The following is a 20,824-nucleotide window of genomic DNA, read 5'->3' as shown; positions in this document are numbered from 1 at the left end:
CTTCTTCTGCCGCAGGAGGTCGCGTCCGGTCGGACCGACCCCCTCTGTCGCCTCCGGCGACATCTCCCCCTCGAGGGGGGAGATTAGGTGCTCAGCTCTTCCCCGCCAGCACGAGCACCGGCTTCTCGCTATACAACCCCGGGAACAGCGCCTTCAAATTCGCCACCTTGGGCAGGTCGTTGTAGACGATGTAGGGGTAGGTCGGGTTCAGCGTCAGAAAGTCCTGGTGATATTCCTCGGCCGGATAGAAGGTTTTGCCCGTCTCCAGCGTGGTGACGATGGGTTTTGAAAACACCTTGGCCTGGTCGAGCTGGGCGATGTAGCTCTGGGCGATCTTCTGCTGCTCGCCATTCTCGGCAAAGATGGTCGAGCGGTACTGGGTGCCCGAGTCCGGCCCTTGATAGTTCAGCTGCGTCGGGTTGTGGGCGACCGAGAAATAGACCTGCAGCAGCTGGCCGTAGGTCACCTTGGACGGATCGTAGGTGATCTCGACCGATTCGGCGTGGCCGGTGCGGCCGCTGCCGACCGTTTCGTAGACGGCGTCATCCTTGGCGCCGCCGGTGTAGCCGGAGACGGCCTTGGTCACGCCCTTGACGTGCTGGAACACGCCCTGCACGCCCCAGAAGCAGCCGCCGGCGAAGATAGCCTTCTCGCTGCCGCTGGCGGCCTTCTCGTCCACTGCCGGCGGCGGGATCACCACCGCGTCCTCGGCCGAACGCGCCGGGCTCTGCCAGAAGGCAGCCGCCGCGGCGGCGACGATGAGCGCGGCAAGCGCGCTCTTGAAGATCGGCGTTCTCGTCCTTGCAATGCCGGTCATGTCTGATCTCCTCGATGGTGGCGAAGACTATACGACAGAACGTCCCGCCTGGTTTCTCAAATTGCCGTGCGCCGGCCCGGCCACTGTGCGGCCGGGCCATGGGACCCAGCCTTATTGCGCGCGCGCCATGGCGTCCGCCGGCTTCATCGCATCCGTTGCGGGTTTCATGGCATCGGCCGGCTTCATGGCGTCGGCGGCGGGTTTCATCGCATTCGTCGCCATTGGGTCGGCTGGCTTGATGGCATCGGTCGCCGGCGCCATGGCATCGGTCGCGGGCTTCATCGCATCAGTTGCCATCGCCGGCTTCATGGCGTTAGTCGCTTCGTCCCCGCGGGCGCCGGAGGCGAAGGCGGTCATCGAAAGCGCAAAAGCGAGCGCGGTCAGGGTCTTGGTCATGATGGTATTTCCTCCTTGAAGAGGGCGCGCGGATGCGAGCCCGGTTATGCCGCGCTAGCGGCGTTGCGTAGAAAAAGAATCAGTCGGCGGCTGCAGCCAGCATCGGCCCACCACCCGGCGACTGCACCAGCACCGCGGTGCTCAGCCCGCCGCTTGCCGCCGGCAGCGGCAGTGTGGTGGCGTCGCCGCTCCAGCTGCCGAGTTTCTCCAGCGAGTGCACGACATTGGCATGCGGCAGCGTGCGCCCGGTATTCTCGCCGCGCGCCACCGGCACCTCGATGACGCCCTTGTTGTAGCGGACCAGCCAGACATCGGCGCGGCCGGCCGGCGCGGAACCGGCGCCGATGCTGATCTTGCCGCCGTCGAGCGACAGCGTCGGCCCGTTCGTGCGGCCGCTCGCGGAAATCAGCTGCTCGATCTCGCCCGATGCCGCGCCCACCGCATCGGCACCGCCATTGACCACGACCTGCGGCGTGAACGGGCCGGAGCGGCCGAGCGACGGCTCATAGCGCACCTGGCGCTGGGTAAATTCCTCGCGGCCGAAAATGTCTTTCCAGCCGAGATAGTCCCAGTAGGTGACGTTGAACGACAGCGCCAGAACGCCCGGCTGGTCCTTGACCTTGATCAGGTTGGCATTGGCCGGCGGGCAAGACGAACAGCCCTGGCTGGTGAACAATTCGACCACGGTGAGCGGCTGGGCGAAGGCGGCGCCGCCAAGCATCATCAGCGCGGCGCCTACGGCAGCCAGCATGCCGGCGCGTTTTGGGTTAAGTCCAGTCATCGGGGGTCTCCGTTGCGGCGGGTTCATCCCACACTTCGTCGCTGCCCGAGGCTTCGTTACATGGTTCACCGCTTCGTGATTGGGGGCGGACGCGTCGTTGCCTTCTCCCCATGTGGGAGAAGGTGGATCGGCGCGAAGCGCCGAGACGGATGAGGGGTGTTCCAGCGGAGTGAGACGTTGGTTAATCTAACGTCATGCCACATCAGCCCGTCGCTCCTGCCAAACGAAACTTTGCCCGTTCGCTCCGACGTGAAATGACGGAGGCGGAAGACAAACTGTGGCACGAACTACGTGACCGCAGGCTCGATCGGATCAAATTTCGGCGCCAAGTTCCTGTTGGAAAATACGTCGCCGATTTCGCTTGTCTTGAATCACTCCTCATCATCGAGATCGATGGGAGTCAGCATGCGGACTCAGAGTCAGACCAGGCCCGTAGAACGGAACTGGAGGCGAGAGGCTTTCGTGTGTTGCGCTTTTGGAACGACGATGTCCTGAAAGACATGGACAGCGTCTGCACCACGATAATCGCTTATGTAAGGGATGTCAGTTTGCAGCCATGGCGGTGAAAGAACGCCGGCGTCAAGCTGGAACACCCCTCATCCGTCTCGGCGCTGCGCGCCGATCCACCTTCTCCCACAAGGGGAGAAGGCAAGGGCACCGCCACCCCGCTTGCCCCTGCAACCCGCCCCTGCTAAAGCGCGCGCCATGAGCACGCCTCTCGACCACATCCGCAATTTCTCCATCGTCGCCCATATCGACCATGGCAAATCCACGCTTGCCGACCGGCTGATCCAGTCCACCGGCGGGCTGGAGCTGCGCGACATGAAGGAGCAGGTGCTGGACTCGATGGACATCGAGCGCGAGCGCGGCATCACCATCAAGGCGCAGACGGTGCGGCTGAAATACCGCGCCAACAATGGCGAGGACTATATCCTCAACCTGATCGACACGCCCGGCCATGTCGACTTCGCCTATGAAGTGTCGCGCTCGCTCGCCGCCTGCGAAGGCTCGCTGCTGGTCGTCGATGCTTCCCAGGGCGTCGAGGCGCAGACGCTGGCCAATGTCTACCAGGCGATCGACAACAATCACGAGATCGTCGTGGTGCTGAACAAGGTCGACCTGCCGGCCGCCGAGCCCGAACGCATCCGCGAGCAGGTCGAGGAAGTCATCGGCATCGACGCCTCCAACGCCGTGCTGATCTCGGCCAAGACCGGCCTGGGCATTCCGGATGTGCTGGAGGCCATCGTCCACCAATTGCCGCCGCCGCGCGAGGGCGATGCCTCGGCACCGCTGAAAGCCATGCTGGTCGACAGCTGGTACGACGCCTATCTCGGCGTCATCGTGCTGGTGCGCATCATCGACGGCGTGCTGAAAAAGGGTGCGACCATCCGCATGATGGGCACCGGCGCAAAGCATCTGGTCGAGCGCACCGGCGTGTTCACGCCGGCCCGCATCAATGTCGACGAGCTCGGCCCCGGCGAGTTCGGCTTCTTCACCGGCTCGATCAAGGAAGTGGCCGACACCCGCGTCGGCGACACCATCACCGAAGACAAGCGCCAGACAGCGCATGCGCTGCCCGGCTTCAAGCCGGCGCAGCCGGTGGTGTTCTGCGGCCTGTTCCCGGTCGACGCCGCCGATTTCGAGGATCTGCGCGCCGCCGTCGGCAAATTGCGCCTCAACGACGCGTCCTTCTCCTATGAAATGGAAACCAGTGCGGCGCTCGGCTTCGGCTACCGCTGCGGCTTCCTTGGCCTGCTGCACCTGGAAATCATCCAGGAGCGGCTGGAGCGCGAGTTCAACCTCGACCTGATCGCCACGGCACCATCAGTCGTCTACCGGCTGCTGCTTACCGACGGCTCAATGAAGGAGCTGCACAACCCGGCCGACATGCCCGACGTGGTGAAAATCTCGGCCATCGAGGAGCCGTGGATCCGCGCCACCATCCTGACCCCCGACGACTATCTCGGCGGCATTCTAAAACTCTGCCAGGACCGGCGCGGCATCCAGGCCGACCTGTCCTATGTCGGCAAGCGCGCCATGCTGATCTACGATCTGCCGCTCAACGAAGTCGTCTTCGACTTTTACGATCGCCTGAAGTCGATCTCCAAGGGCTACGCCTCCTTCGACTATCACCTGACCGACTACAAGGAGGGCGACCTGGTGAAGATGTCGATCCTGGTCAATGAGGAACCGGTCGACGCGCTGTCGATGCTGGTCCACCGCACGGCGGCGGAAAAGCGCGGCCGCCAGATGTGCGAGAAGCTGAAGGAGCTGATCCCGAACCACCTCTTCAAGATCCCGATCCAGGCCGCGATCGGCGGCAAGGTCATCGCCCGCGAGACCATCTCGGCGCTGCGCAAGGATGTGACCGCGAAATGCTACGGCGGCGACGTAAGCCGCAAGCGCAAGCTGCTCGATAAGCAGAAAGAGGGCAAGAAGCGGATGCGCCAGTTCGGCAAGGTGGATATCCCGCAGGAGGCGTTTATCCAGGCGCTGAAGATGGGGGACTAAGCGGTCCGGCCTTTTGGCCGGACGCATCTACCCGGTGGGTCGATGCGAGCGCAAGTCCGGGTGGGAGCTGCCGCAGGCAGCGGGTCCCACCCCGGGGGTTGCGGCAGTGCGGTGACTAGCTCCTAAATCACGCCTCTGGTTCCACTGAAGCTCAAGTTCTTCGTGCCACGATCAACCAGCGTCGGCTTCTCATTCTGCGGCCTGGGGAACGAAATTTGGATATATCTCATCCAGATAATGAACTGCCTCATCGTCTGTAATTGCAATATTTAGCTTGTCTCGGACAAACTGGTGCCGGCTTATGCAATCGTGCAACAACTGGCCCCACGTCTTAACCCACACCTTGCCATTCCCCTCTTTAAAAATGTGCGCGCACCCTGGTGCTCGGTCATTCGAGTTGACGAGCGGGTCTAGGTCGTCGGCAACATCGGTACCCACCAGCCAAAATGACCATTCGACATTGGTCTTGTGATACCGCGTGTCTTTCATTATCGCGCTTGCATACTTCAGCAATTGGCCAAAGTCCGCGTAGCTCAGCGATTTGCTCGCCCGCTTCAATTCGACAATAAGATGATGGTCATCGTCGCGACCACTTCGTTTATTTGACTGGCAAAGCAATAAATCGATACGCGCGTTCTTTCCGCCTGAAACCAGAACCGGCTCCAGAACTCGCGTATCTATTTTAAGTTGCCTTAGATGTTCTCGAAGTGCATTCGTTAACGATGACTCCGTTTGCCCAAGCGTAAATTGCTCTCCAAACAACCAGGAGTTTCGTTCAATGATCTGATGAATATGCTGGCGCTCTTTCATCGTTGCCCTGGTCTCATCGGAGCAAACCAGAGACCTTAGTCCAATGGCTGTGCTGATCCGATGCTCCACGAAAGAGACAGCATCCAGAATATCCGACAACTTCGTTCTATCAAGAAGCATCGAGAATTGCTTTTGCTTTCCTTTAGAAAGATTGAGTACCTCTGAAAGGAGTCGGGATATTTCCTGGGGACGTTCCTCTATTGCCTCTCGAAGCAGCCGAAAAGACAGGGCTTTCGTCATACGGCTCTGCTCATCGAATCCTTTGGCATGATCGTTGATTGTCACCGCGCACATATTGAATATGCGCTTCGCCTGCTTAGTCACTGGCGAAACCTCGTTGTCTCCAAACGGGTAGACCTCCTCGTTCTTCCACTTCTCGATTAAGGACGACGCCTTTTCTCTTTCTCTCTTTCTGAAATGAGTCGAGAGGTGTTCGCGGGCCTCTTTAACAAGTTTTACTAGGCCCTCTTCCATATCCATGTCGGCCAATGAGCCGTTCTGGAGCTCGCCGAAGTGAGAGCTCTTAAGATATGCTCCGAAATCGAATCCTGGCGCTCGGACTTCAGGCGCGCGCTCCGATAGTGTAAAGCCCGTCTCGTCACACAGATACAATGCTCTCCGAGGGCCATATTCCATTCAATAATTTCGAGATCGGCCTGAACTTTCTTACCACTTGAGAGCGTATAAGGCCCCAGCCGGGCCTCGCTCGACGCGCTAACAATCTTCGTGACGTCGATCTGCTGGTCATCGTATACGACTGATACGGCACGATATTTATTGAGATACGGGGCAAATACTCTCGCCAACTCGTTTGAGCGCTCTTTGGTAAAAAACCATTCTGCGCGCTGGAAAATATTGTCGATGGACACGATTGTTCCGGTCGACTTCTGCCTTGATATTGCGACGTCACTGACCTGAAACAGTCCTAGGGTCTCATGGCTGGCGGTGATGTTATACGATTTGTATTCATCTCCATCTTTGTATGTGGTCTGCCATGTTACTATTTCACCCAGAGATAGTGCCCGGAACCGGCCTTCCCCATTCCTACCCTGTAACAGTCGTTGCTTCTGATGGGAACGAGTAGCCTTAAGCTTCCAAGAATTTCCGAGTTGAGAAAACAGATGTTCGTTGTTAGCGTAGGGTATTCCAGATCCGTCATCCGTGAACAGCAAACGACTGATTGCACCGAGCGCGTTTCGTTTGACGACAATGGTTATTAAATTTGAGTCCGCATCAAACGCATTTGAGACGATTTCTGCCACAGCTCTGACCGGTGTACCTGAAACCAAGCGTTTCCAGAAATCTTGCTGTGCTTTGACCTCGATTGTTTCGGACATGGCCTTTTCCCAAATCAGTACGGGCGTGCAGCAACTGTAATTAGTATGGCGTGAAGTACCATTCATTTCTGCAGAATTGCGGCCGCCTCAACAACTCTCGGCTTCGCGAGCTCCGCATAGCCGATCACTCTTTAGAAAGTTCCACCCTACAGTATGCTCGGGGCAACTTGGAAAGACACCACATGCGCTCCACCTCAGACACCATCGCTGCGATCGGTCTCGCCATCGGCGGCGCCTTCGGCCTGCCCGGCACTTTCGTCTCCAGCGCGCCGCTGCGCGAAACGCTTTGGGCGATCGAAGGCGCAGCGCTTGTGGTGGCCACCGCGCTGCTGACCATGAAATACCAGCGGCTGGGCAATGACTGCGTTGCGGCCGGGTTTCTCACCTTTCTCGCAGGCAAGAGCCTGCTTTTGGCCGGCAATGCGGCGGGGCTGGAGGCCAGCGTTCCTTCCTGTGTCGGCGGCATCTCGCTGTGGGCGGCGGCGCTCGTCCTGATCGGCGCGTCGAGCACTTTTGCGCTGTGGATGCGGCTCACTGGCGCGCCATCCTGTTTGTCGTGACGGTGGCCATGGTGCTGTGGGGGCGCCCTTGCTGCCGACCTCGGCGCCGCTGCCCGCCGCCGGCTATCCGTTCCTGGTGCTGGCGTTTGCCGGCTGGATCTGGACGTTGCTGAAGTCGCCGGGTGATTGACGCGATCCGGCCGCTGGCGCCGCATGTGAAGTGGGGCAGTAGGGGGCGTAGGGTATCACGAGGCCGCCCCCTCATCCGGCCGCTTCGCGGCACCTTCTCCCCGCTGGGGAGAAGAGGCGAGCACCAGCGCCGAGCGAGCTCCTCTCCCCTCGGGGAGAGGTCGGATTGCCCCGAATTGCCTTTCGCAATTCGGCTGGCAATCCGGGTGAGGGGGACTTGCCTAGCCGTGGCTCTAGGCCCGGCCCTCGCGGCGTGCGACCCTCGCATCTCCGATTCGGGACCGCCCGTCATGCTCCGCCTCGCCCTTGCCGCCCTCTTCATCGCCACCCCGGCGCATGCCGCCGATATGGCGTTCTTCGTCAAGAACCTGCGCAAGCAGGCGGTCGCGGTGGAGCTGTTCAGCCGTGACCGCAAGATGTCGTGGCCGGGCGGCGACCAGGTGTTCCTGATCGAGCCTAGCTCGCAGAAATCGGTGCCGATCTCGTGCATGTCAGGCGAAAACATCTGCTACGGCGCCTGGGTGAACGGCAATGATGCGGTCTCCGCCGGGGTCGGGCCGGATAATGACCAGCCTTGCGACAATTGCTGCTTCATCTGCGTGGAGAAGACGACCGAGACGATCGATCTGGTTGAGTGAGGGGCGGGGCGCCGAAGCTGCTGATCTCCCCCCTCGTGGGGGAGATGTCCGGCAGGACAGAGGGGGGNTCCAACGTCGAAGGAAGGGCGTAGCGCCTGAACCGCCAATCTCCCCCCTCGTGGGGGAGATGTCCGGCAGGACAGAGGGGGGCGCGAAGGATCGCCAGCGTATGGATCAGCAAGCCTAAAATTGAAATGACGCGGCTGCAGGAATGAGAGGTCGGCGGGACAGCGCCCCCCTCTGCCTTGCCGGGCATCTCCCCCACGAGGGGGGAGATCAGCAGTTCCGCCCTTCGCCAATCCCCCCAAAATCAGTCACGCCCCGCCCTTCAATGTCAGCCGCCATCATGCGATGCTGATTCCCTCGGCCGGGGGGCCGATTTGCCTCGGGGGAACACCATGTCTTTCACTTGTCTGCGCCGCATCGTCGTCGCGCTCTCGCTGGCCGGGCTGTTTGCGCCGGCCGCGCACGCCGCCGACATCACCTTCGCCGTCAAGAACAGCCATCCCAACGCCATGCGCCTCGAGCTCTACAGCCAGGACCGCGACTATGTCTGGCCGGGCAACGACAAGGATTTTTATCTCGACGATGGCGAGACCAAACAGATCCCGGTCTCGTGCGACGAAGGCGAGTCCATCTGCTACGGCGCCTGGGTCGACGGCGACGAGGGAACCTATTGGGGCGTCGGCCCCAACAACAAGGAAAGATGCGAGGATTGCTGCTACACCTGCAATGGCGGCGAGACGGAGGAAATTGAACTGACGCCGTAGGAAGTACAACCAATCTCCCCCCAAGTGGGGGAGATGTCCGGCAGGACAGAGGGGGGCGCNCGAGCATCGTAATGCCGCACACGCCTCTACCGCCTCGACATCGCGCAAACGCCAGATCGATGCGCAAAGTCCTGACGCCAGCCGAGCTCAAGCTCTGGAACGAACTTCGGGCGCACCGGCTGATGGGGCCATGTCTTTGCCACAGTGGGGAACGAAAGCGTGGCTGGCGGATTGAATACCTGAGTCTCTTGAGGAGGAGGACAGGATGGACAGCCTGGAATTGCAGGACGTTTTCGAGCCCTATTATGCCGAGCGCAAGCGCTTCACTGCGCGAAAGGGCAAGCGTGCGCTCGCCGAAAGCGACACCGGCCTGGCCAGTCGGGCGGCCACCGCCTTGCCGACGAATGTCAGGCTTTCGGACAACAAACCGGACAGCACGACGGAGCACTGACCGTACGATGCCCAATCGTTTCGATATCTTCATCACCCGTCTTGAAACGAAGAGCGCCCGCGAAGGCGCGCCGCCGCATCCGATGAACGACCAGAACAGCGTCCGCCGGGACAAGAGCGACGCCAAGCCGGCCCGGACCGGAGAGGCGCATGCCGAGAAACACCGCGGCAAGCGCCGCTTCAAGCACGACGCTTAGTTTGTCGATCGGTGCAACATCGTCATCCTAGGGCGAAGCAAGGAGCGAAGTGACGCGGCGCAGACCCTATGATCCATTCCGTGACCTCTGCCGAAGGATGCAGCGGCGCAGAATTCTGAACCGCTGCAGCGCCTTAACCTCGCGGCAAATCCCGGGTGAAGCCCGAGGATGGCGAACGCGGGCGTGGAACGCCCCAACCACATCAGTCAGCCCAGGTATCGCGTCACCCTCACCTCCAGCAATCGCACCAACTCCGGATCCATGAATCCGTAATCATCCGGGATGTCGAGGCAGATGACGCGGGCCTTCTTCAGGCTCTCCTTGAATTTCTTCTGCAGCTTGGTGCGGTGCGCCTTTTCCATCACGAAGACGATGTCGGCCCAGGCGACCAGCTCATGCGTCAGCGGCGTGTGGGCGTCGTGGTTGGTGCCGGCCGACGCGACCTCGATATCCCTACGTTTGGAGAACACCTGCTCGGCGGTCGGGCTGCGCAAGCGGTTCTGGCTGCAGACGAACAGCACGTTCTTCATCGCGATCTACCGCGCCAAATCCGCCACCACGGCATCGAGCACGATCATGCCGGCTGGCGTGGCGCGTAGCCTGGCATTGCCGATCGGCGCCACCAGCCCCTCATCCTGCAGCACGGTCAGCCGGGCGCTCGACAGGCCGCGCCCGGAAAACGCCTCGTAGCGGGAAAGGTCGATGCCTTCGGCCAACCTCAGCCCCATCAGCAGGAACTCGTCGGCCTCTTCGGAGCGCGTCAGGATCTCGCCGCCGGTGACGCCATGGCCCCTGGCCTCCACCAGATTGGCCCAGGTCTCCGGCATCCGCTCGGCGATCGTCACAACACGGTGGCCGTTCTCGATAAAGCGGCCATGCGCGCCCGGTCCGACGCCGACATATTCGCCATACCGCCAATAGGTCAGATTGTGCCGGCTCTCGGCGCCCGGCCTGGCGTGGTTGGAAATCTCATAGGCCGGCAGGCCATGCGCCGCGGTGACCTCCTGAGTCAGCGCATAGAGATCGGCGGCCCGGTCATTGTCGGGAACGGTAAACTTGTGCGCCGCATGCAGCGCATGGAACGGCGTGCCTTCCTCGATGGTCAGCTGGTAGAGCGACAGATGGTCGGCGGCATGGCCGATCGCCTGTTCGAGCTCCACCTGCCAGTCGTCCAGCGTCTGGCCGGGGCGGGCGTAGATCAGGTCGAAGGAAAGTCTTGGGAATATGTCCCGTGCCAGGCCAATTGCATGCAGCGCCTCGTCGACATTGTGCAGTCGGCCGAGAAAGCGCAGATCCTTGTCGTTCAACGCCTGCACGCCGAGCGAGACGCGGTTGACGCCGGCGGCGCGGTAGCCGCGAAAGCGCTCGGCCTCGACCGAGGATGGATTGGCCTCCAGCGTCACCTCGATGCCGTCGGGCACCGTCCAGTTCTTCGCCACGGCGTCCAGCACCGCCGCCACCGTCTGCGGCTGCATTAGCGACGGTGTGCCGCCGCCGAGAAAGATGCTGGTCACCTCGCGCGCCCCGGTCCGCTCGCGCATCGTCTTCAGCTCGGTCTCGAAGGCGCGGGCAAAGCGCTCCTGGTCGACCGGCTGGTGACGGACATGGCTGTTGAAGTCGCAATACGGGCATTTGGCCGCGCAGAACGGCCAATGGATGTAGACGCCGAAGCCCGGGCTGCGGTCCAGCGACATTAAGCTGAGCCTAACCTGGCGCGGGCGAATTTCTGGAAGGCGCGGGCGCGGTGCGACAGCGCCGTCGGCTGACCGGGCTTCCAGCCGTGTTTTTCCTCAGCGCTCATCTCGCCGAACGTCTTGTCGAAACCGTCGGGCAAAAACACCGGGTCGTAGCCGAAGCCGAGTTCGCCGCGCGGCGGCCACACCAGCGTTCCCTCAGCTTCGCCGCGATAATATTCAGCCTCGCCATTGGGGAAGGCCAGGCAGATGACGGCGACGAACCGCCCCTTGCGCTGCGCTGGCTCGGCGGCGCCGACCTCCTGCAAGGCCACTTCGGTGCGCTGCATGGCCATCCCGAAGTCGCGGCTGCCATCGGGAGCTTCGGCCCAATTGGCGGTGTAGACGCCGGGGGCGCCGTCGAGCGCGTCGACGCACAGGCCCGAATCGTCCGACAGCGCCGGCAGGCCGGTCGCCTTAGCCGCGGCGAAGGCCTTGATGTAGGCGTTTTCCTCGAAGGTGGTGCCGGTCTCCTCCGGTTCCGGCAGGCCGTAGTCCTTGGCCGACTTCGCCTCGAAGCCGAACGGACCCATCAAATCGGCGAATTCGCGCAGCTTGCCTTCATTGTGGCTGGCAACGACGATCTTCTTTCCATCGAGAGAATGCATCAAAGGCCCCAGATCCTTGGCTCGGCGAATTCGATCGAATTGCCCGAGGGGTCGCGTATGTAGATCGAGCGCCCGCCCTGCGGCCATTCGAATTCGCTTTCGATGGCGATGTTTTTCGCCTCAAGTTGCGCCTTCCACTGTGCGAGTTCATCCTCACTTGCGGCAAAGCAGAGATGGCCCTCGCCGACCGTGCCATGTGGCGGCACTTTCAGCCGCGCATCGGGCGCCGGCGGGATTTTGGTGGCTTCGGCGTTGAAGATGAGCAGCACGCCCGGGCCGCAGCGGAAGAAGAGATGGCGGCCGTCGACCTTGCCGAGGAGAGGGAGGCCGAGGACATCGGAGTAGAAGGTCTCGGCAGCGGCGAGATCCGTGACGTAAAGCGCTGACTCAAGAATAGCGGAGGGTTGCATCAGGCACCCCCCTCTGCCCTGCCGGGCATCTCCCCCGCAAGGGGGGAGATTGGCAGTTCCGCTGGCGGCGTCTCAACGTTGATGGTTGGCGAAAACGGTAGCGACCTCTGATCTCCCCCCTTGCGGGGGAGATGGCCGGCAGGCCAGAGGGGGGTGTGAAGGATCGCCGACGTCATCACGTTAAATTCAATCAGGCCACAGCCATCTGCTGCAAGCTCACCAGCCGCTGAATGCCCTTCTTGGCCAGGCCCATCAGCTCCGCGAACTGCCCTTCCGAGAACGGCTCGCCCTCGGCGGTGCCCTGGATCTCGACGATGCCGCCCTTGCCGGTCATGACGAAATTGGCGTCGGTGCCGGCAGATGAATCCTCAATGTAGTCGAGGTCGATGACCGGCTGGCCGTCATGGATGCCGCAGGAAATTGCCGCGACATGGTCCTTCAGCACCTTGGCAACACTGGCCATCTGCCGCGCTTCCATCCAGCGCAGGCAATCGTAGAGCGCCACCCAGCCGCCGGTGATCGAGGCCGTGCGGGTGCCGCCATCGGCCTGGATGACGTCGCAGTCGACGGTGACCTGCTGTTCGCCCAGTGCCTGCAGGTCGACAACGGCGCGCAAGGAGCGGCCGATCAGCCGCTGGATTTCCAGCGTGCGGCCGCCTTGCTTGCCGGCCGAGGCTTCACGGCGCATGCGCTCGCCGGTCGAACGCGGCAGCATGCCGTATTCCGCCGTCACCCAGCCCTTGCCGGAATTGCGCATCCAGCCTGGCACCTTTTCCTCCAGGCTTGCCGTGCACAACACATGCGTGTCGCCGAATTTCACCAGGCACGAGCCTTCGGCGTGTTTGGAGACGCCGCGCTCGAACGAGATGGCGCGCATTTCGTCGGCTTGGCGTTTGGAAGGGCGCATCGAGGCCTCTTTCTGTTCTTTTTACGGTTGCGTCGGCGGCTTGTAGACGCATGCAGCCCATGGCGCAAAGGAAAAGGCCGGGCGATCTGGCACAGACGCCGGGTTGCGCGAGGGTGATGGAAGTCTATATCCTTGGGCCGGAGGTTTTTGGCTCGAATGACCAAGGCAGTCACCGAACCCAGTCTGCTGGCGCCCGCGCTGCAATCGCTCGACATGCGTTCGCGCGACATTTTTAGGCGCATCGTCGAATCCTATTTGAAGGACGGTGAGCCTGTGGGATCGCGCAGCCTGTCGCGCATCCTGCCGTCGTCGCTGTCGCCGGCCACCATCCGCAACGTGATGAGCGACCTCGAACATCTCGGCCTGATCTATGCCCCGCACATCTCGGCCGGGCGCCTGCCGACCCAGACCGGCCTGCGCTTCTTCGTCGATGCCTTCATGGAGCTTGGCGATCTCTCCGACGAGGAACGCCGGGTCATCGAGGCGCAGGTGCGCGCCTCCGGCTCGGGCGCGACGCTGGAACACATGCTGACCGAGGCCAGCCAGATGCTGTCGGGCATGTCGCGCGGCGCCGGCCTGGTGCTCGCCACCAAGAACGAGGTGGCGCTGAAGCACATCGAGTTCATCCAGCTCGAGCCGACCAAGGCGCTGGCGGTGATGGTGTCGCAGAATGGCGATGTCGAGAACCGCGTCGTCGACCTGCCGGCCGGCATCACCGTCTCGCAGCTGCACGAGGCCTCCAACTTCCTCAACGCCCATATCAGGGGCCGCACGCTCGCCGAGGCGCGCATCGAGATCGCCCGTATCAAGGACGAGACCCGGGCAGCGCTGGACACGTTGTCGCAGGACCTGGTCGAGAAAGGCCTGGCGGTGTGGGCCGGCGCCGACAGCGGCCTGCCGGCGCGCCTTATCGTGCGCGGCCGCGCCAATTTACTCGAAAACGTCACCGCCCAGGCCGATATCGAATTGCTGCGCCACCTGTTCGAGGATCTGGAGACGCAGGACGGGCTGATCCAGCTGCTCGACCTCGCCGAGGACGGCCCCGGCGTGCGGATCTTCATCGGCTCGGAAAACAAGCTGTTCTCGCTCTCCGGCTCGTCGCTGGTCGTGGCGCCTTACCGCGACAAGGACGCCCGCGTCGTCGGCGCGCTCGGCGTCATCGGCCCGACCAGGCTGAATTATGCCCGCATCGTGCCGATGGTCGACTACACGGCCCAATTGATTACCCGGATGTTAAGATAATTCCGAAGCCGGGATCACCGTAAGGAGGGCGCAGAATGGCGCTTGAATCGTTCAAGGCCCAGATCAGCATGCTGCTCGAAGAAATGGTCAACCAGCCGGAGGACGAGCACGAAATCCAGGAGCAGCTGCGCGAAAAACTGCGCGAAATGCGCGCCATGGGATTGCCGCTGCCGGAAGATCTTGTCGCATTGGAAAAGCGTCTCGACGACGATCTGGACGTCGAAGAGGAAAGTTGAGCGGTTCTCTCGTCGAATCTGCGCGCGCACGCTTCTCTTTTGCGGCGGCCGCACAATATCTCCCTTGTCGTGACGCGCCGACCGGCGCGAGTTCGAGGAGAACAGCATGATCCGGATTGCCGGCTTCGCAGGCCTTGCCCTGCTTCTGGCCACCAGCGCCTTCGCCCAGCAGGCTGATCAACTGCTGCTGACCGGCAAGGACGCTTTCGGCGACTGGACGGCCGACAAGCCAGGTGTGCGCCGGCTGATTAGGCCGGATGATCTGAAAAGACCCAACATCACCGGATCCGCCTCCAACAGCGCCGGCCTCGGCGATCGGCCCGAGGGCGCGAAGCCCGTCCTGCCGCCTGGGTTTTCGGCCGAACTGGTTGCTTCCGGCATTTCCAATCCGCGGGTCGTGCGCGTGGCGCCGAACGGCGACCTGTTCGTCGCCGACAGTGACGCCAACCAGATCCGCGTCTATCGGCTGGCCAAGGGTAGCGCGAAGCCGGCCGAAGAGGGCATTTTTGCCGACAATCTCAACCAGCCCTATGGCATCGCCTTCTACCCGCCTGGCGACAAGCCGCAATGGGTCTACGTCGCCAACAACGACAGCGTGGTCCGCTACGCCTATCGCGACGGCGACCTTAAAGCCTCCGGCGAACCGGAGACGATTGTCTCCGACATCCCTACCGGCGGCCACTGGACCCGCGATATCGCCTTCTCGCCGGACGGGAAGACGCTGTATCTCTCGGTCGGCTCCGGATCGAACGTCGCGGAGGGCATGCAGAAGGCACCGAAGGGCGGCCTTGACGCCTGGGCAAAATCACAGCCACTCGGCGCCACCTGGGGTTCCGAGGATGGCCGTGCCGACGTGCTGGCCTTCGGCCCCGACGGCAAGAATGGCCGCATCCTCGCTACCGGCCTGCGCAATTGCTCGGGCATGACCGTGCAGCCGGCCACCGGCGCGCTGTGGTGTGTCGTCAACGAGCGCGACGGTCTCGGCGACGATGTGCCGTTCGAATATGCCACCTCAGTCAAGGACGGCGCCTTCTATGGCTGGCCCTGGTATTATATCGGCGCCAACGAGGACCCGCGTCACGAGGGCGCGCGCCCAGACCTCGCCGGCTCGGTCACCGTGCCCGACGTGCTGATGCAGGCGCATTCGGCGCCGCTCAACATCGCCTTCTATGACGGCGACAATTTTCCGGCCGAGTACAAGGGCGATGCTTTCGTCGCCCTGCACGGCTCCTGGAACCGGGGTGTGCGCACCGGCTACAAGGTGGTGAGGCTGAGATTCAGCCACGGCAAGCCGACCGGCGAGTACCAGGATTTCATAACCGGCTTCGTGCTTTCCGACGATGCCGTCTGGGGCCGGCCGGTCGGCGTCGCGGTGGCCAAGGACGGCGCGCTTATCGTCACCGAGGATGGCAACGGCACCATCTGGCGCATCACCCATGTCGATGGCCCATCCTGAGCCCGCGAACAGCGCAATCCGGCCCTAATGCACGTCCCGATGGATCACCTTGGGATAGGTATGGATCACCTCGGCCGATGAGACGCGGTCATCGAAACCGGTATCCCTGAGATTGAAGAGGCCGACCGAGCCGAAGGACTTCTTCGCCCCTTGCGCGAAGCGGCCGTCGCTGAAATCGTGTTCGTAAAGCGTCACCGTGACGTGGCCGGCATTGAGCTTCGGCACGTAAACACTGCTGATGGTGTCGTTGGCGACGCCAAGCTGGTTGACGTTGAAGCGATAGAGGTCCTGCACCATGCGCCGGGCCGCATTGCCATTGATCATCCAGTATTCGCGGCGCGATGCGCGGTTCGGGTCGATGAGTTTGAGCGGCGCCTTGCGGCCAAGCCCGAGCCAGTGCTCGAACACCATCACATTGGCGCCCCACGGATAGGGATAGTTGGACTTGTCGATGATGCGTGGCGGGCCATCCTCGGCAATCTCGACGGTATCGACATAGTCCAGCCATTGCAGCTGGAACGACGCTTCCACGTTGAGGTCGGTACTGCGCGGATCGGCAGCGATGATGCGCCAGTCGGAGACCGGCGGATATTTGGTGTCGAGGTCGATGTAGAATTCGCCTTTGGCGGTGTCGTCGGGGTCTATCTTTTGCGGTCCGTCACGCTCCATCGCCACCAGCCGCACCTTGAACCGGTTGTTGACGACCAGCGGATAGATCATCGGACGAATGGGGTGAGCGCCAAGGTTCCGGCTGTCGGTAAAATATCCAGTCTGCGGAACGACATCGCTATCGCCCTTGTCGAACAGGCCGAAAGCCTGACGCCCCTCGAACCACAGATACCATTCCAGCTCGTGGACGTGACCGCGTGCTTCGGAATAGTTGTTGGGCATCCACTTCATGAGCTGGATGTGAAGTCTTTTGGCTAACATGGGTGCTCCTGCCGTTCGGAGCCATGCGAGATAGCCGACCGCCTTCGGGGCGTAAGTGAACCATCTCTCGCTCTCAGACGAGGATGACCGGCTTTCATGTCCTGCTTGGCGCAATCGAATCCGTTTTGCCGTTGCAGGCTTTCATGGCACCAGAGTCGTTTCACGAGGTGCGACCGTCATGACCCTCACCGGCTTCCTTGCCTATAGTGCTGCGCTGGGCATCGCCGCCGCCATTCCCGGGCCCGGCGTCACCGCGCTTGTGGCGCGGGCGCTCGGATCCGGCTTCCGCTCATCGCTGGCGATGTCGTTCGGCCTGATGCTCGGCGACCTCATTTATCTCACCGCGGTGGTGCTCGGCCTTGCCTTTGTCGCGCAAAGCTTCGGCATGGTGTTTCTCGCCATCAAATGGCTGGGCGTCTCCTATCTCGCCTTCCTCGGCTGGCGTTTCTGGACGGCCGGGATCACGCCCGAGACTGTCGAGGCCAGGAAAGGCAAGGGCGGCCTGGTATCGAACTTCCTTGCCGGCCTCACCGTCACGCTGGGCAACCCGAAAACGATGATCTTCTACCTCGCCATCACGCCGACCATCGTCGACCTGAAGACCATCACGCTCGCCGACTACGGCATCCTGGTCGCGCTCACCGTCATTGTGCTCTTCGTGGTGCTGGTGCCATATCTTGCGCTGGCCGCCAAGGCGCGCTGGTTCCTGAAATCGCCACGCGCGCTGAAGGCGCTGAACCGCACCGCCGCCGGCTTCATGGTGGGCGCGGCCGCTGCCATTGCCGCACGTCAGTAGATCGGTTCAGGCCCATCCATTCCGCCGATCGGTCCATCCGGAAAATGCGGCTTGAGGAGACAAGCGTTTTCAGCAAGCGGCCCACTCGATATTTTCGGCCGGCAGCCTATCTTGCGCGGGCGAAAGCCCTATTCTGTCCGCCGACGCCAATTGCCTGATCTGATTTGGGAGCGAAACCAATGAACAAGCCTTCCGCGCGCGTGCCCGGCCGCGGCCGTGTCTACAACTCGATCACCGAGACGATCGGCGACACGCCGCTGGTGCGGCTCGACAAGTTCGCCAAGGAGAAGGGCGTCGTTGCCAACCTTCTTGCCAAGCTCGAATTCTTCAATCCGATCGCCTCGGTCAAGGACCGCATCGGCGTTTCCATGATCGAGGCGCTGGAAGCGTCGGGTCGGATCAAACCTGGCAAGACGACGCTGATCGAGCCGACCTCGGGGAATACCGGCATCGCGCTCGCCTTCGCCGCCGCCGCCAAGGGCTACAAGCTGATCCTGACCATGCCCGAAACCATGTCGGTGGAGCGCCGCAAGATGCTGGCGCTGCTCGGCGCCGAACTGGTGCTGACGGAAGGGCCGAAAGGCATGAAGGGCGCCATCGCCAAGGCCGACGAATTGGCCGCCACCCTGCCTGACGCCGTCATCCCGCAGCAGTTCGAAAACCCGGCCAACCCGGAGATCCACCGCCGCACCACCGCCGAGGAGATCTGGAACGACACCGATGGCGGGGTCGACATCTTCGTCGCCGGCATCGGTACCGGCGGCACGATCACCGGCGTCGGCCAGGTGCTGAAGCAACGCAAGCCCTCGGTGCATGTCGTCGCCGTCGAGCCGGAGGCCTCGCCGGTGCTGTCGGGCGGCCAGCCCGGCCCGCACAAGATCCAGGGCATCGGCGCCGGCTTTGCGCCCAAGATCCTCGACACCTCGATCTATGACGAGATCGTCAAGGTCTCCAACGAGGATTCGGTCGCCAACGCCCGCCTCGTCGCCCGCCTTGAAGGCGTGCCGGTCGGCATCTCGTCGGGCGCTGCCCTGCAGGCCGCCATCGCCGTCGGGTCGCGGCCGGAGAACAAGGGCAAGAACCTGGTGGTGATCATCCCGTCCTTCGCCGAGCGCTATCTGTCGACGATCCTGTTCGACGGGCTGGGGGCTTAACGTCTTAACTGGATAGGCGGCGATCCTTCGCACCCCCCTCTGCCCTGCCGGGCATCGGGGGGTGCTGTCCCTCCGACATCGGAAGTCTCATGGCTGGACCGCAGAAAACCCGGCCGTGGCGTCCGCCACCGGCTTGAGCGGGAGGCGGCTTCAGGGTCAAATCGCCCCGGCCTGCTTCGCGCGGGCAGGGGGAGAATCACATGTACAAGCTTTACACGCGCCCAGGCAGCGGCGGTTTTGTCGTCGAGGCCGCATTGGCGCTGGCAAACGCGCAATTCGACCAGATCGATGTGCCCAAGAAGGATCCGCCGGACCAGGCCTTCCTCGACATCAGCCCGTTGAACCAGGTTCCGGTGCTGACCTTGCCCAACGGTCAATCGATAACCGAATCGGCGGCGATCTGCATCCTGCTTGCCGAGCGCCATCCGGAGGCGGGTCTGGCACCGGCCGCCGGATCGCCGGATCGCGCCGGTTTCCTGCGCTGGATGGCGTTCATGTCATCGGTGCTCTACCCCGCCATCCTGCGCCTCTACTATGCCCATCGCTACACCACCGATGCCGACGGCAAGAAAGCCGTCAAGCAGGCAGCCATTGCCGAGATGGACCGCGGCTTCGCCATTGTCGATGCAGCCCTCGAGGGGCGCGGCTGGCTGGTCGGCGACGCGATGTCGCTGGCCGACATCTACCTCGTCATGCTGGTGGCCTGGCACCCCGATATGGACAAGGCGCGAGCCGACTGGCCGAACATCGAACGCTTATGGTCGGCGCTGCGCGCGCATCCGCTGATAAAACGGCTCAACACCACGCATGAGATGTGGCCGGCCTGAACGGACGCTTCAATTTCGCAGGATCGCCCGTTTCGCCTGCAGGAAGCGGCGCACGGCGGGGTCGCGTTCAAGGCCGATCGCCCGGTCATAGGCTTCGACCGCTTGCGCCGCATTGCCGAGCCTGGCCAGCAGGCCGGCGCGAGCGGCCCAATAGGGCTGATAGTCGTTGAGCCGCTTGTCGTCGCCCAGCACGTAGAGCGCCGCCAGTCCTGCCGCCGCCCCTTCGGCCTCGGCAATCGCCACGGCGCGGTTGATCGAAATCACCGGCGAGCCTGATATCGCCGACAGCGCATCGTAGAAGTTACGGATCGCCGCCCAATCGGTTTGGCCGGTCCGTCGCCGCGTCGCATGCACCGATTGTACCGCCGCTTCGAGCTGGTAGCGGCCGATGACGCCCATGGTGGCGGCGTGGCCCAGCAGCGCCTCGGCTTCGTCGATCAGCGCGTGATCCCAAAGACGGCAATCCTGTTCGGCGAGCGGCACATAATCTCCAGCCGCATCGCGCCGCGCCGGGCGGCGCGCCTCGGCAAACAGCATCAGCGCCAGCAGGCCGAGCGCTTCCGGTTCGTCCGGCATCAGCGATGCCACCAGCCGCCCGAGCCAGATGCCTTCGGTCGCCAGATTGCGCGCTCTCGTCTCGGTCCCTGCCGGGTCGGTCCAGCCTTCGGCGAAAGCCGCGTAGATCGCTTCCAGCACCGTTCCCAGCCGCTCGCCGAGTTCGGCGCGATCCGGCACGCGGAACGGAATGCCGATCTCGCGGATGCGGCTCTTGGCACGCACCAGACGCTGGCCCATCGTCGCCGGCGAAACCAGGAAGGCCGAGGCGATCGTCGCCGCGTCGAAACCCAGAATGGTCTGCAGGATCAGCGGCGCCCGCACGCTGGCTTCGATCGCCGGATGCGCACAGGCAAACATCAGCCTGAGACGTTCGTCGGGAAGGTCTTCGTCTTCCATGCTCGCCTCCATCTCCTCGGCCATCAGCTTGAGATGGTCGCGGCTCGCCTCGCTGGTCAGCCGACGGCGCACCGCGTCGACGCGCCGCCGGCGCGCCACGGCCAGCAGCCATGCTTCCGGCTTGTCGGGCACGCCGGTCTGTGGCCAGCGCTCCAGCGCCGCGGCGAAGGCCTCG

24 protein-coding genes and 2 pseudogenes are annotated in these 20,824 nt (G+C 62.8%); 13 read left to right on the top strand and 13 right to left on the bottom strand.

What is annotated here, in order from left to right; genetic code table 11:
- Positions 1–91: 91 nt before the first annotated feature.
- The 3 genes from msrA to X728_RS146150 all read right to left on the bottom strand — a co-directional run bounded on the left by msrA (position 92) and on the right by X728_RS146150 (position 1,964).
- Entirely contained in the window at positions 92–817 is a 726-nt protein-coding gene (gene msrA / locus X728_RS146140) for a peptide-methionine (S)-S-oxide reductase MsrA (protein WP_023703867.1), read from the bottom strand.
- A 111-nt stretch (positions 818–928) separates the two neighbouring features.
- Complete coding sequence (locus X728_RS146145; RefSeq protein ID WP_023832223.1) at positions 929–1,213, bottom strand: hypothetical protein; 285 nt, start codon at positions 1,211–1,213, stop codon at positions 929–931.
- 79 nt (positions 1,214–1,292) lie between these two features.
- Positions 1,293–1,964 carry a DUF1223 domain-containing protein gene (locus X728_RS146150; RefSeq protein ID WP_155924011.1) on the bottom strand — a complete coding sequence of 224 codons (672 nt, stop codon included), beginning with the start codon at positions 1,962–1,964 and terminating at the stop codon, positions 1,293–1,295.
- A 224-nt stretch (positions 1,965–2,188) separates the two neighbouring features.
- On the opposite strand from X728_RS146150, the gene X728_RS146155 reads away from it, so the two are divergent.
- Both X728_RS146155 and lepA read left to right on the top strand, forming a co-directional pair.
- Entirely contained in the window at positions 2,189–2,560 is a 372-nt protein-coding gene (locus X728_RS146155; protein WP_023681256.1) for an endonuclease domain-containing protein, read from the top strand.
- A 139-nt stretch (positions 2,561–2,699) separates the two neighbouring features.
- Positions 2,700–4,505: a translation elongation factor 4 gene (lepA, locus tag X728_RS146160; RefSeq protein WP_023687530.1), complete on the top strand. Its 1,806-nt coding sequence runs from the start codon at positions 2,700–2,702 to the stop codon at positions 4,503–4,505.
- A 189-nt stretch (positions 4,506–4,694) separates the two neighbouring features.
- Here lepA and X728_RS146165 read toward each other — a convergent pair whose 3' ends face one another.
- Complete coding sequence (locus X728_RS146165; RefSeq protein WP_155923998.1) at positions 4,695–5,804, bottom strand: hypothetical protein; 1,110 nt, start codon at positions 5,802–5,804, stop codon at positions 4,695–4,697.
- A complete protein-coding gene (locus X728_RS146170; protein ID WP_023832220.1) occupies positions 5,774–6,652 on the bottom strand; it encodes an ATP-binding protein in 879 nt (292 codons plus the stop codon). Before X728_RS146170 ends, X728_RS146165 begins: the two co-directional genes overlap by 31 nt.
- A gap of 182 nt (positions 6,653–6,834) precedes the next feature.
- Here X728_RS146170 and X728_RS1000000171075 point away from each other — a divergent pair, with 182 nt between their 5' ends.
- From X728_RS1000000171075 to X728_RS146185, 5 genes and pseudogenes are all read left to right on the top strand, one after another.
- Positions 6,835–7,212: a hypothetical protein gene (locus tag X728_RS1000000171075; protein WP_245266175.1), complete on the top strand. Its 378-nt coding sequence runs from the start codon at positions 6,835–6,837 to the stop codon at positions 7,210–7,212.
- A gap of 419 nt (positions 7,213–7,631) precedes the next feature.
- Entirely contained in the window at positions 7,632–7,979 is a 348-nt protein-coding gene (locus X728_RS146175) for a hypothetical protein (protein ID WP_023832219.1), read from the top strand.
- 398 nt (positions 7,980–8,377) lie between these two features.
- Complete coding sequence (locus X728_RS146180; RefSeq protein ID WP_023832218.1) at positions 8,378–8,749, top strand: hypothetical protein; 372 nt, start codon at positions 8,378–8,380, stop codon at positions 8,747–8,749.
- A gap of 71 nt (positions 8,750–8,820) precedes the next feature.
- Positions 8,821–8,937: pseudogene (locus tag X728_RS1000000171700) on the top strand (DUF559 domain-containing protein); the annotation flags it as partial.
- 77 nt (positions 8,938–9,014) lie between these two features.
- The gene (locus X728_RS146185) at positions 9,015–9,200 is read left to right on the top strand and encodes a hypothetical protein (protein ID WP_023687558.1); all 186 of its coding nucleotides are present in this window, start codon (positions 9,015–9,017) and stop codon (positions 9,198–9,200) included.
- Positions 9,201–9,279: 79 nt separating this feature from the next.
- Here X728_RS146185 and X728_RS1000000171695 read toward each other — a convergent pair.
- The 6 genes and pseudogenes from X728_RS1000000171695 to rph all read right to left on the bottom strand — a co-directional run.
- Positions 9,280–9,414, bottom strand: a pseudogene (locus X728_RS1000000171695) (transporter); the annotation flags it as partial.
- 188 nt (positions 9,415–9,602) lie between these two features.
- Complete coding sequence (locus X728_RS146195) at positions 9,603–9,926, bottom strand: low molecular weight protein tyrosine phosphatase family protein (protein ID WP_023702417.1); 324 nt, start codon at positions 9,924–9,926, stop codon at positions 9,603–9,605.
- A gap of 6 nt (positions 9,927–9,932) precedes the next feature.
- Complete coding sequence (gene hemW, locus X728_RS146200; RefSeq protein ID WP_023702416.1) at positions 9,933–11,090, bottom strand: radical SAM family heme chaperone HemW; 1,158 nt, start codon at positions 11,088–11,090, stop codon at positions 9,933–9,935.
- A complete protein-coding gene (gene rdgB / locus X728_RS146205; RefSeq protein ID WP_023726744.1) occupies positions 11,090–11,737 on the bottom strand; it encodes an RdgB/HAM1 family non-canonical purine NTP pyrophosphatase in 648 nt (215 codons plus the stop codon). The genes hemW and rdgB overlap by 1 nt, the downstream gene beginning before the upstream one ends.
- Positions 11,737–12,147: a VOC family protein gene (locus tag X728_RS146210; RefSeq protein ID WP_023824065.1), complete on the bottom strand. Its 411-nt coding sequence runs from the start codon at positions 12,145–12,147 to the stop codon at positions 11,737–11,739. The genes rdgB and X728_RS146210 overlap by 1 nt, the downstream gene beginning before the upstream one ends.
- Before the next feature lie 190 nt (positions 12,148–12,337).
- Positions 12,338–13,054, bottom strand: coding sequence for a ribonuclease PH (gene rph / locus X728_RS146215; RefSeq protein WP_023702412.1), 717 nt, complete (start codon positions 13,052–13,054; stop codon positions 12,338–12,340).
- Between the two features lie 156 nt (positions 13,055–13,210).
- On the opposite strand from rph, the gene hrcA reads away from it, so the two are divergent.
- The 3 genes from hrcA to X728_RS146230 all read left to right on the top strand — a co-directional run bounded on the left by hrcA (position 13,211) and on the right by X728_RS146230 (position 15,988).
- Complete coding sequence (gene hrcA / locus X728_RS146220) at positions 13,211–14,296, top strand: heat-inducible transcriptional repressor HrcA (protein ID WP_023681233.1); 1,086 nt, start codon at positions 13,211–13,213, stop codon at positions 14,294–14,296.
- 35 nt (positions 14,297–14,331) lie between these two features.
- The gene (locus X728_RS146225; RefSeq protein WP_023672050.1) at positions 14,332–14,532 is read left to right on the top strand and encodes a hypothetical protein; all 201 of its coding nucleotides are present in this window, start codon (positions 14,332–14,334) and stop codon (positions 14,530–14,532) included.
- Between the two features lie 106 nt (positions 14,533–14,638).
- Entirely contained in the window at positions 14,639–15,988 is a 1,350-nt protein-coding gene (locus tag X728_RS146230) for a sorbosone dehydrogenase family protein (RefSeq protein WP_023822356.1), read from the top strand.
- Between the two features lie 24 nt (positions 15,989–16,012).
- Here X728_RS146230 and X728_RS146235 read toward each other — a convergent pair whose 3' ends face one another.
- Entirely contained in the window at positions 16,013–16,918 is a 906-nt protein-coding gene (locus tag X728_RS146235; RefSeq protein WP_023832217.1) for a hypothetical protein, read from the bottom strand.
- Between the two features lie 178 nt (positions 16,919–17,096).
- On the opposite strand from X728_RS146235, the gene X728_RS146240 reads away from it, so the two are divergent.
- The 3 genes from X728_RS146240 to X728_RS146250 all read left to right on the top strand — a co-directional run bounded on the left by X728_RS146240 (position 17,097) and on the right by X728_RS146250 (position 19,695).
- Positions 17,097–17,714 (top strand): LysE family translocator, encoded by a 618-nt coding sequence (locus X728_RS146240; protein ID WP_023822358.1) that lies wholly within the window; start codon positions 17,097–17,099, stop codon positions 17,712–17,714.
- Between the two features lie 179 nt (positions 17,715–17,893).
- Positions 17,894–18,868 carry a cysteine synthase A gene (cysK, locus tag X728_RS146245; protein ID WP_023672045.1) on the top strand — a complete coding sequence of 325 codons (975 nt, stop codon included), beginning with the start codon at positions 17,894–17,896 and terminating at the stop codon, positions 18,866–18,868.
- Positions 18,869–19,068: 200 nt separating this feature from the next.
- A complete protein-coding gene (locus X728_RS146250) occupies positions 19,069–19,695 on the top strand; it encodes a glutathione S-transferase family protein (protein ID WP_023822359.1) in 627 nt (208 codons plus the stop codon).
- Positions 19,696–19,704: 9 nt separating this feature from the next.
- Here X728_RS146250 and X728_RS146255 read toward each other — a convergent pair.
- Positions 19,705–20,824 (bottom strand): DUF6596 domain-containing protein (locus X728_RS146255; RefSeq protein ID WP_023832216.1); only part of this gene is annotated, 1,120 nt, incomplete at its 5' end.

The sequence above is a fragment of the Mesorhizobium sp. L103C119B0 genome (genome assembly GCF_000502235.1).
In the GTDB taxonomy this organism is placed as follows: Bacteria; Pseudomonadota; Alphaproteobacteria; order Rhizobiales; family Rhizobiaceae; genus Mesorhizobium.
Note: the sequence above shows the minus strand (reverse complement) of the source record. Positions and strands in the feature narration are given on the sequence as shown.

Excerpts from the sequence above, each read along its gene's own strand:
- rph (WP_023702412.1), bottom strand. The coding sequence starts at position 13,054 with ATGCGCCCTTCCAAACGCCAAGCCGACGAAATGCGCGCCATCTCGTTC.
- X728_RS146225 (WP_023672050.1), top strand. The coding sequence starts at position 14,332 with ATGGCGCTTGAATCGTTCAAGGCCCAGATCAGCATGCTGCTCGAAGAA.
- X728_RS146250 (WP_023822359.1), top strand. The coding sequence starts at position 19,069 with ATGTACAAGCTTTACACGCGCCCAGGCAGCGGCGGTTTTGTCGTCGAG.
- X728_RS146175 (WP_023832219.1), top strand. The coding sequence starts at position 7,632 with ATGCTCCGCCTCGCCCTTGCCGCCCTCTTCATCGCCACCCCGGCGCAT.
- X728_RS146155 (WP_023681256.1), top strand. The coding sequence starts at position 2,189 with ATGCCACATCAGCCCGTCGCTCCTGCCAAACGAAACTTTGCCCGTTCG.
- cysK (WP_023672045.1), top strand. The coding sequence starts at position 17,894 with ATGAACAAGCCTTCCGCGCGCGTGCCCGGCCGCGGCCGTGTCTACAAC.
- X728_RS146195 (WP_023702417.1), bottom strand. The coding sequence starts at position 9,926 with ATGAAGAACGTGCTGTTCGTCTGCAGCCAGAACCGCTTGCGCAGCCCG.
- hrcA (WP_023681233.1), top strand. The coding sequence starts at position 13,211 with ATGACCAAGGCAGTCACCGAACCCAGTCTGCTGGCGCCCGCGCTGCAA.
- msrA (WP_023703867.1), bottom strand. The coding sequence starts at position 817 with ATGACCGGCATTGCAAGGACGAGAACGCCGATCTTCAAGAGCGCGCTT.
- X728_RS146180 (WP_023832218.1), top strand. The coding sequence starts at position 8,378 with ATGTCTTTCACTTGTCTGCGCCGCATCGTCGTCGCGCTCTCGCTGGCC.
- hemW (WP_023702416.1), bottom strand. The coding sequence starts at position 11,090 with ATGTCGCTGGACCGCAGCCCGGGCTTCGGCGTCTACATCCATTGGCCG.
- lepA (WP_023687530.1), top strand. The coding sequence starts at position 2,700 with ATGAGCACGCCTCTCGACCACATCCGCAATTTCTCCATCGTCGCCCAT.
- X728_RS146235 (WP_023832217.1), bottom strand. The coding sequence starts at position 16,918 with ATGTTAGCCAAAAGACTTCACATCCAGCTCATGAAGTGGATGCCCAAC.
- X728_RS146240 (WP_023822358.1), top strand. The coding sequence starts at position 17,097 with ATGACCCTCACCGGCTTCCTTGCCTATAGTGCTGCGCTGGGCATCGCC.
- X728_RS146170 (WP_023832220.1), bottom strand. The coding sequence starts at position 6,652 with ATGTCCGAAACAATCGAGGTCAAAGCACAGCAAGATTTCTGGAAACGC.
- X728_RS146230 (WP_023822356.1), top strand. The coding sequence starts at position 14,639 with ATGATCCGGATTGCCGGCTTCGCAGGCCTTGCCCTGCTTCTGGCCACC.
- X728_RS1000000171075 (WP_245266175.1), top strand. The coding sequence starts at position 6,835 with ATGCGCTCCACCTCAGACACCATCGCTGCGATCGGTCTCGCCATCGGC.
- rdgB (WP_023726744.1), bottom strand. The coding sequence starts at position 11,737 with ATGCATTCTCTCGATGGAAAGAAGATCGTCGTTGCCAGCCACAATGAA.
- X728_RS146145 (WP_023832223.1), bottom strand. The coding sequence starts at position 1,213 with ATGACCAAGACCCTGACCGCGCTCGCTTTTGCGCTTTCGATGACCGCC.
- X728_RS146150 (WP_155924011.1), bottom strand. The coding sequence starts at position 1,964 with ATGCTGGCTGCCGTAGGCGCCGCGCTGATGATGCTTGGCGGCGCCGCC.
- X728_RS146185 (WP_023687558.1), top strand. The coding sequence starts at position 9,015 with ATGGACAGCCTGGAATTGCAGGACGTTTTCGAGCCCTATTATGCCGAG.
- X728_RS146210 (WP_023824065.1), bottom strand. The coding sequence starts at position 12,147 with ATGCAACCCTCCGCTATTCTTGAGTCAGCGCTTTACGTCACGGATCTC.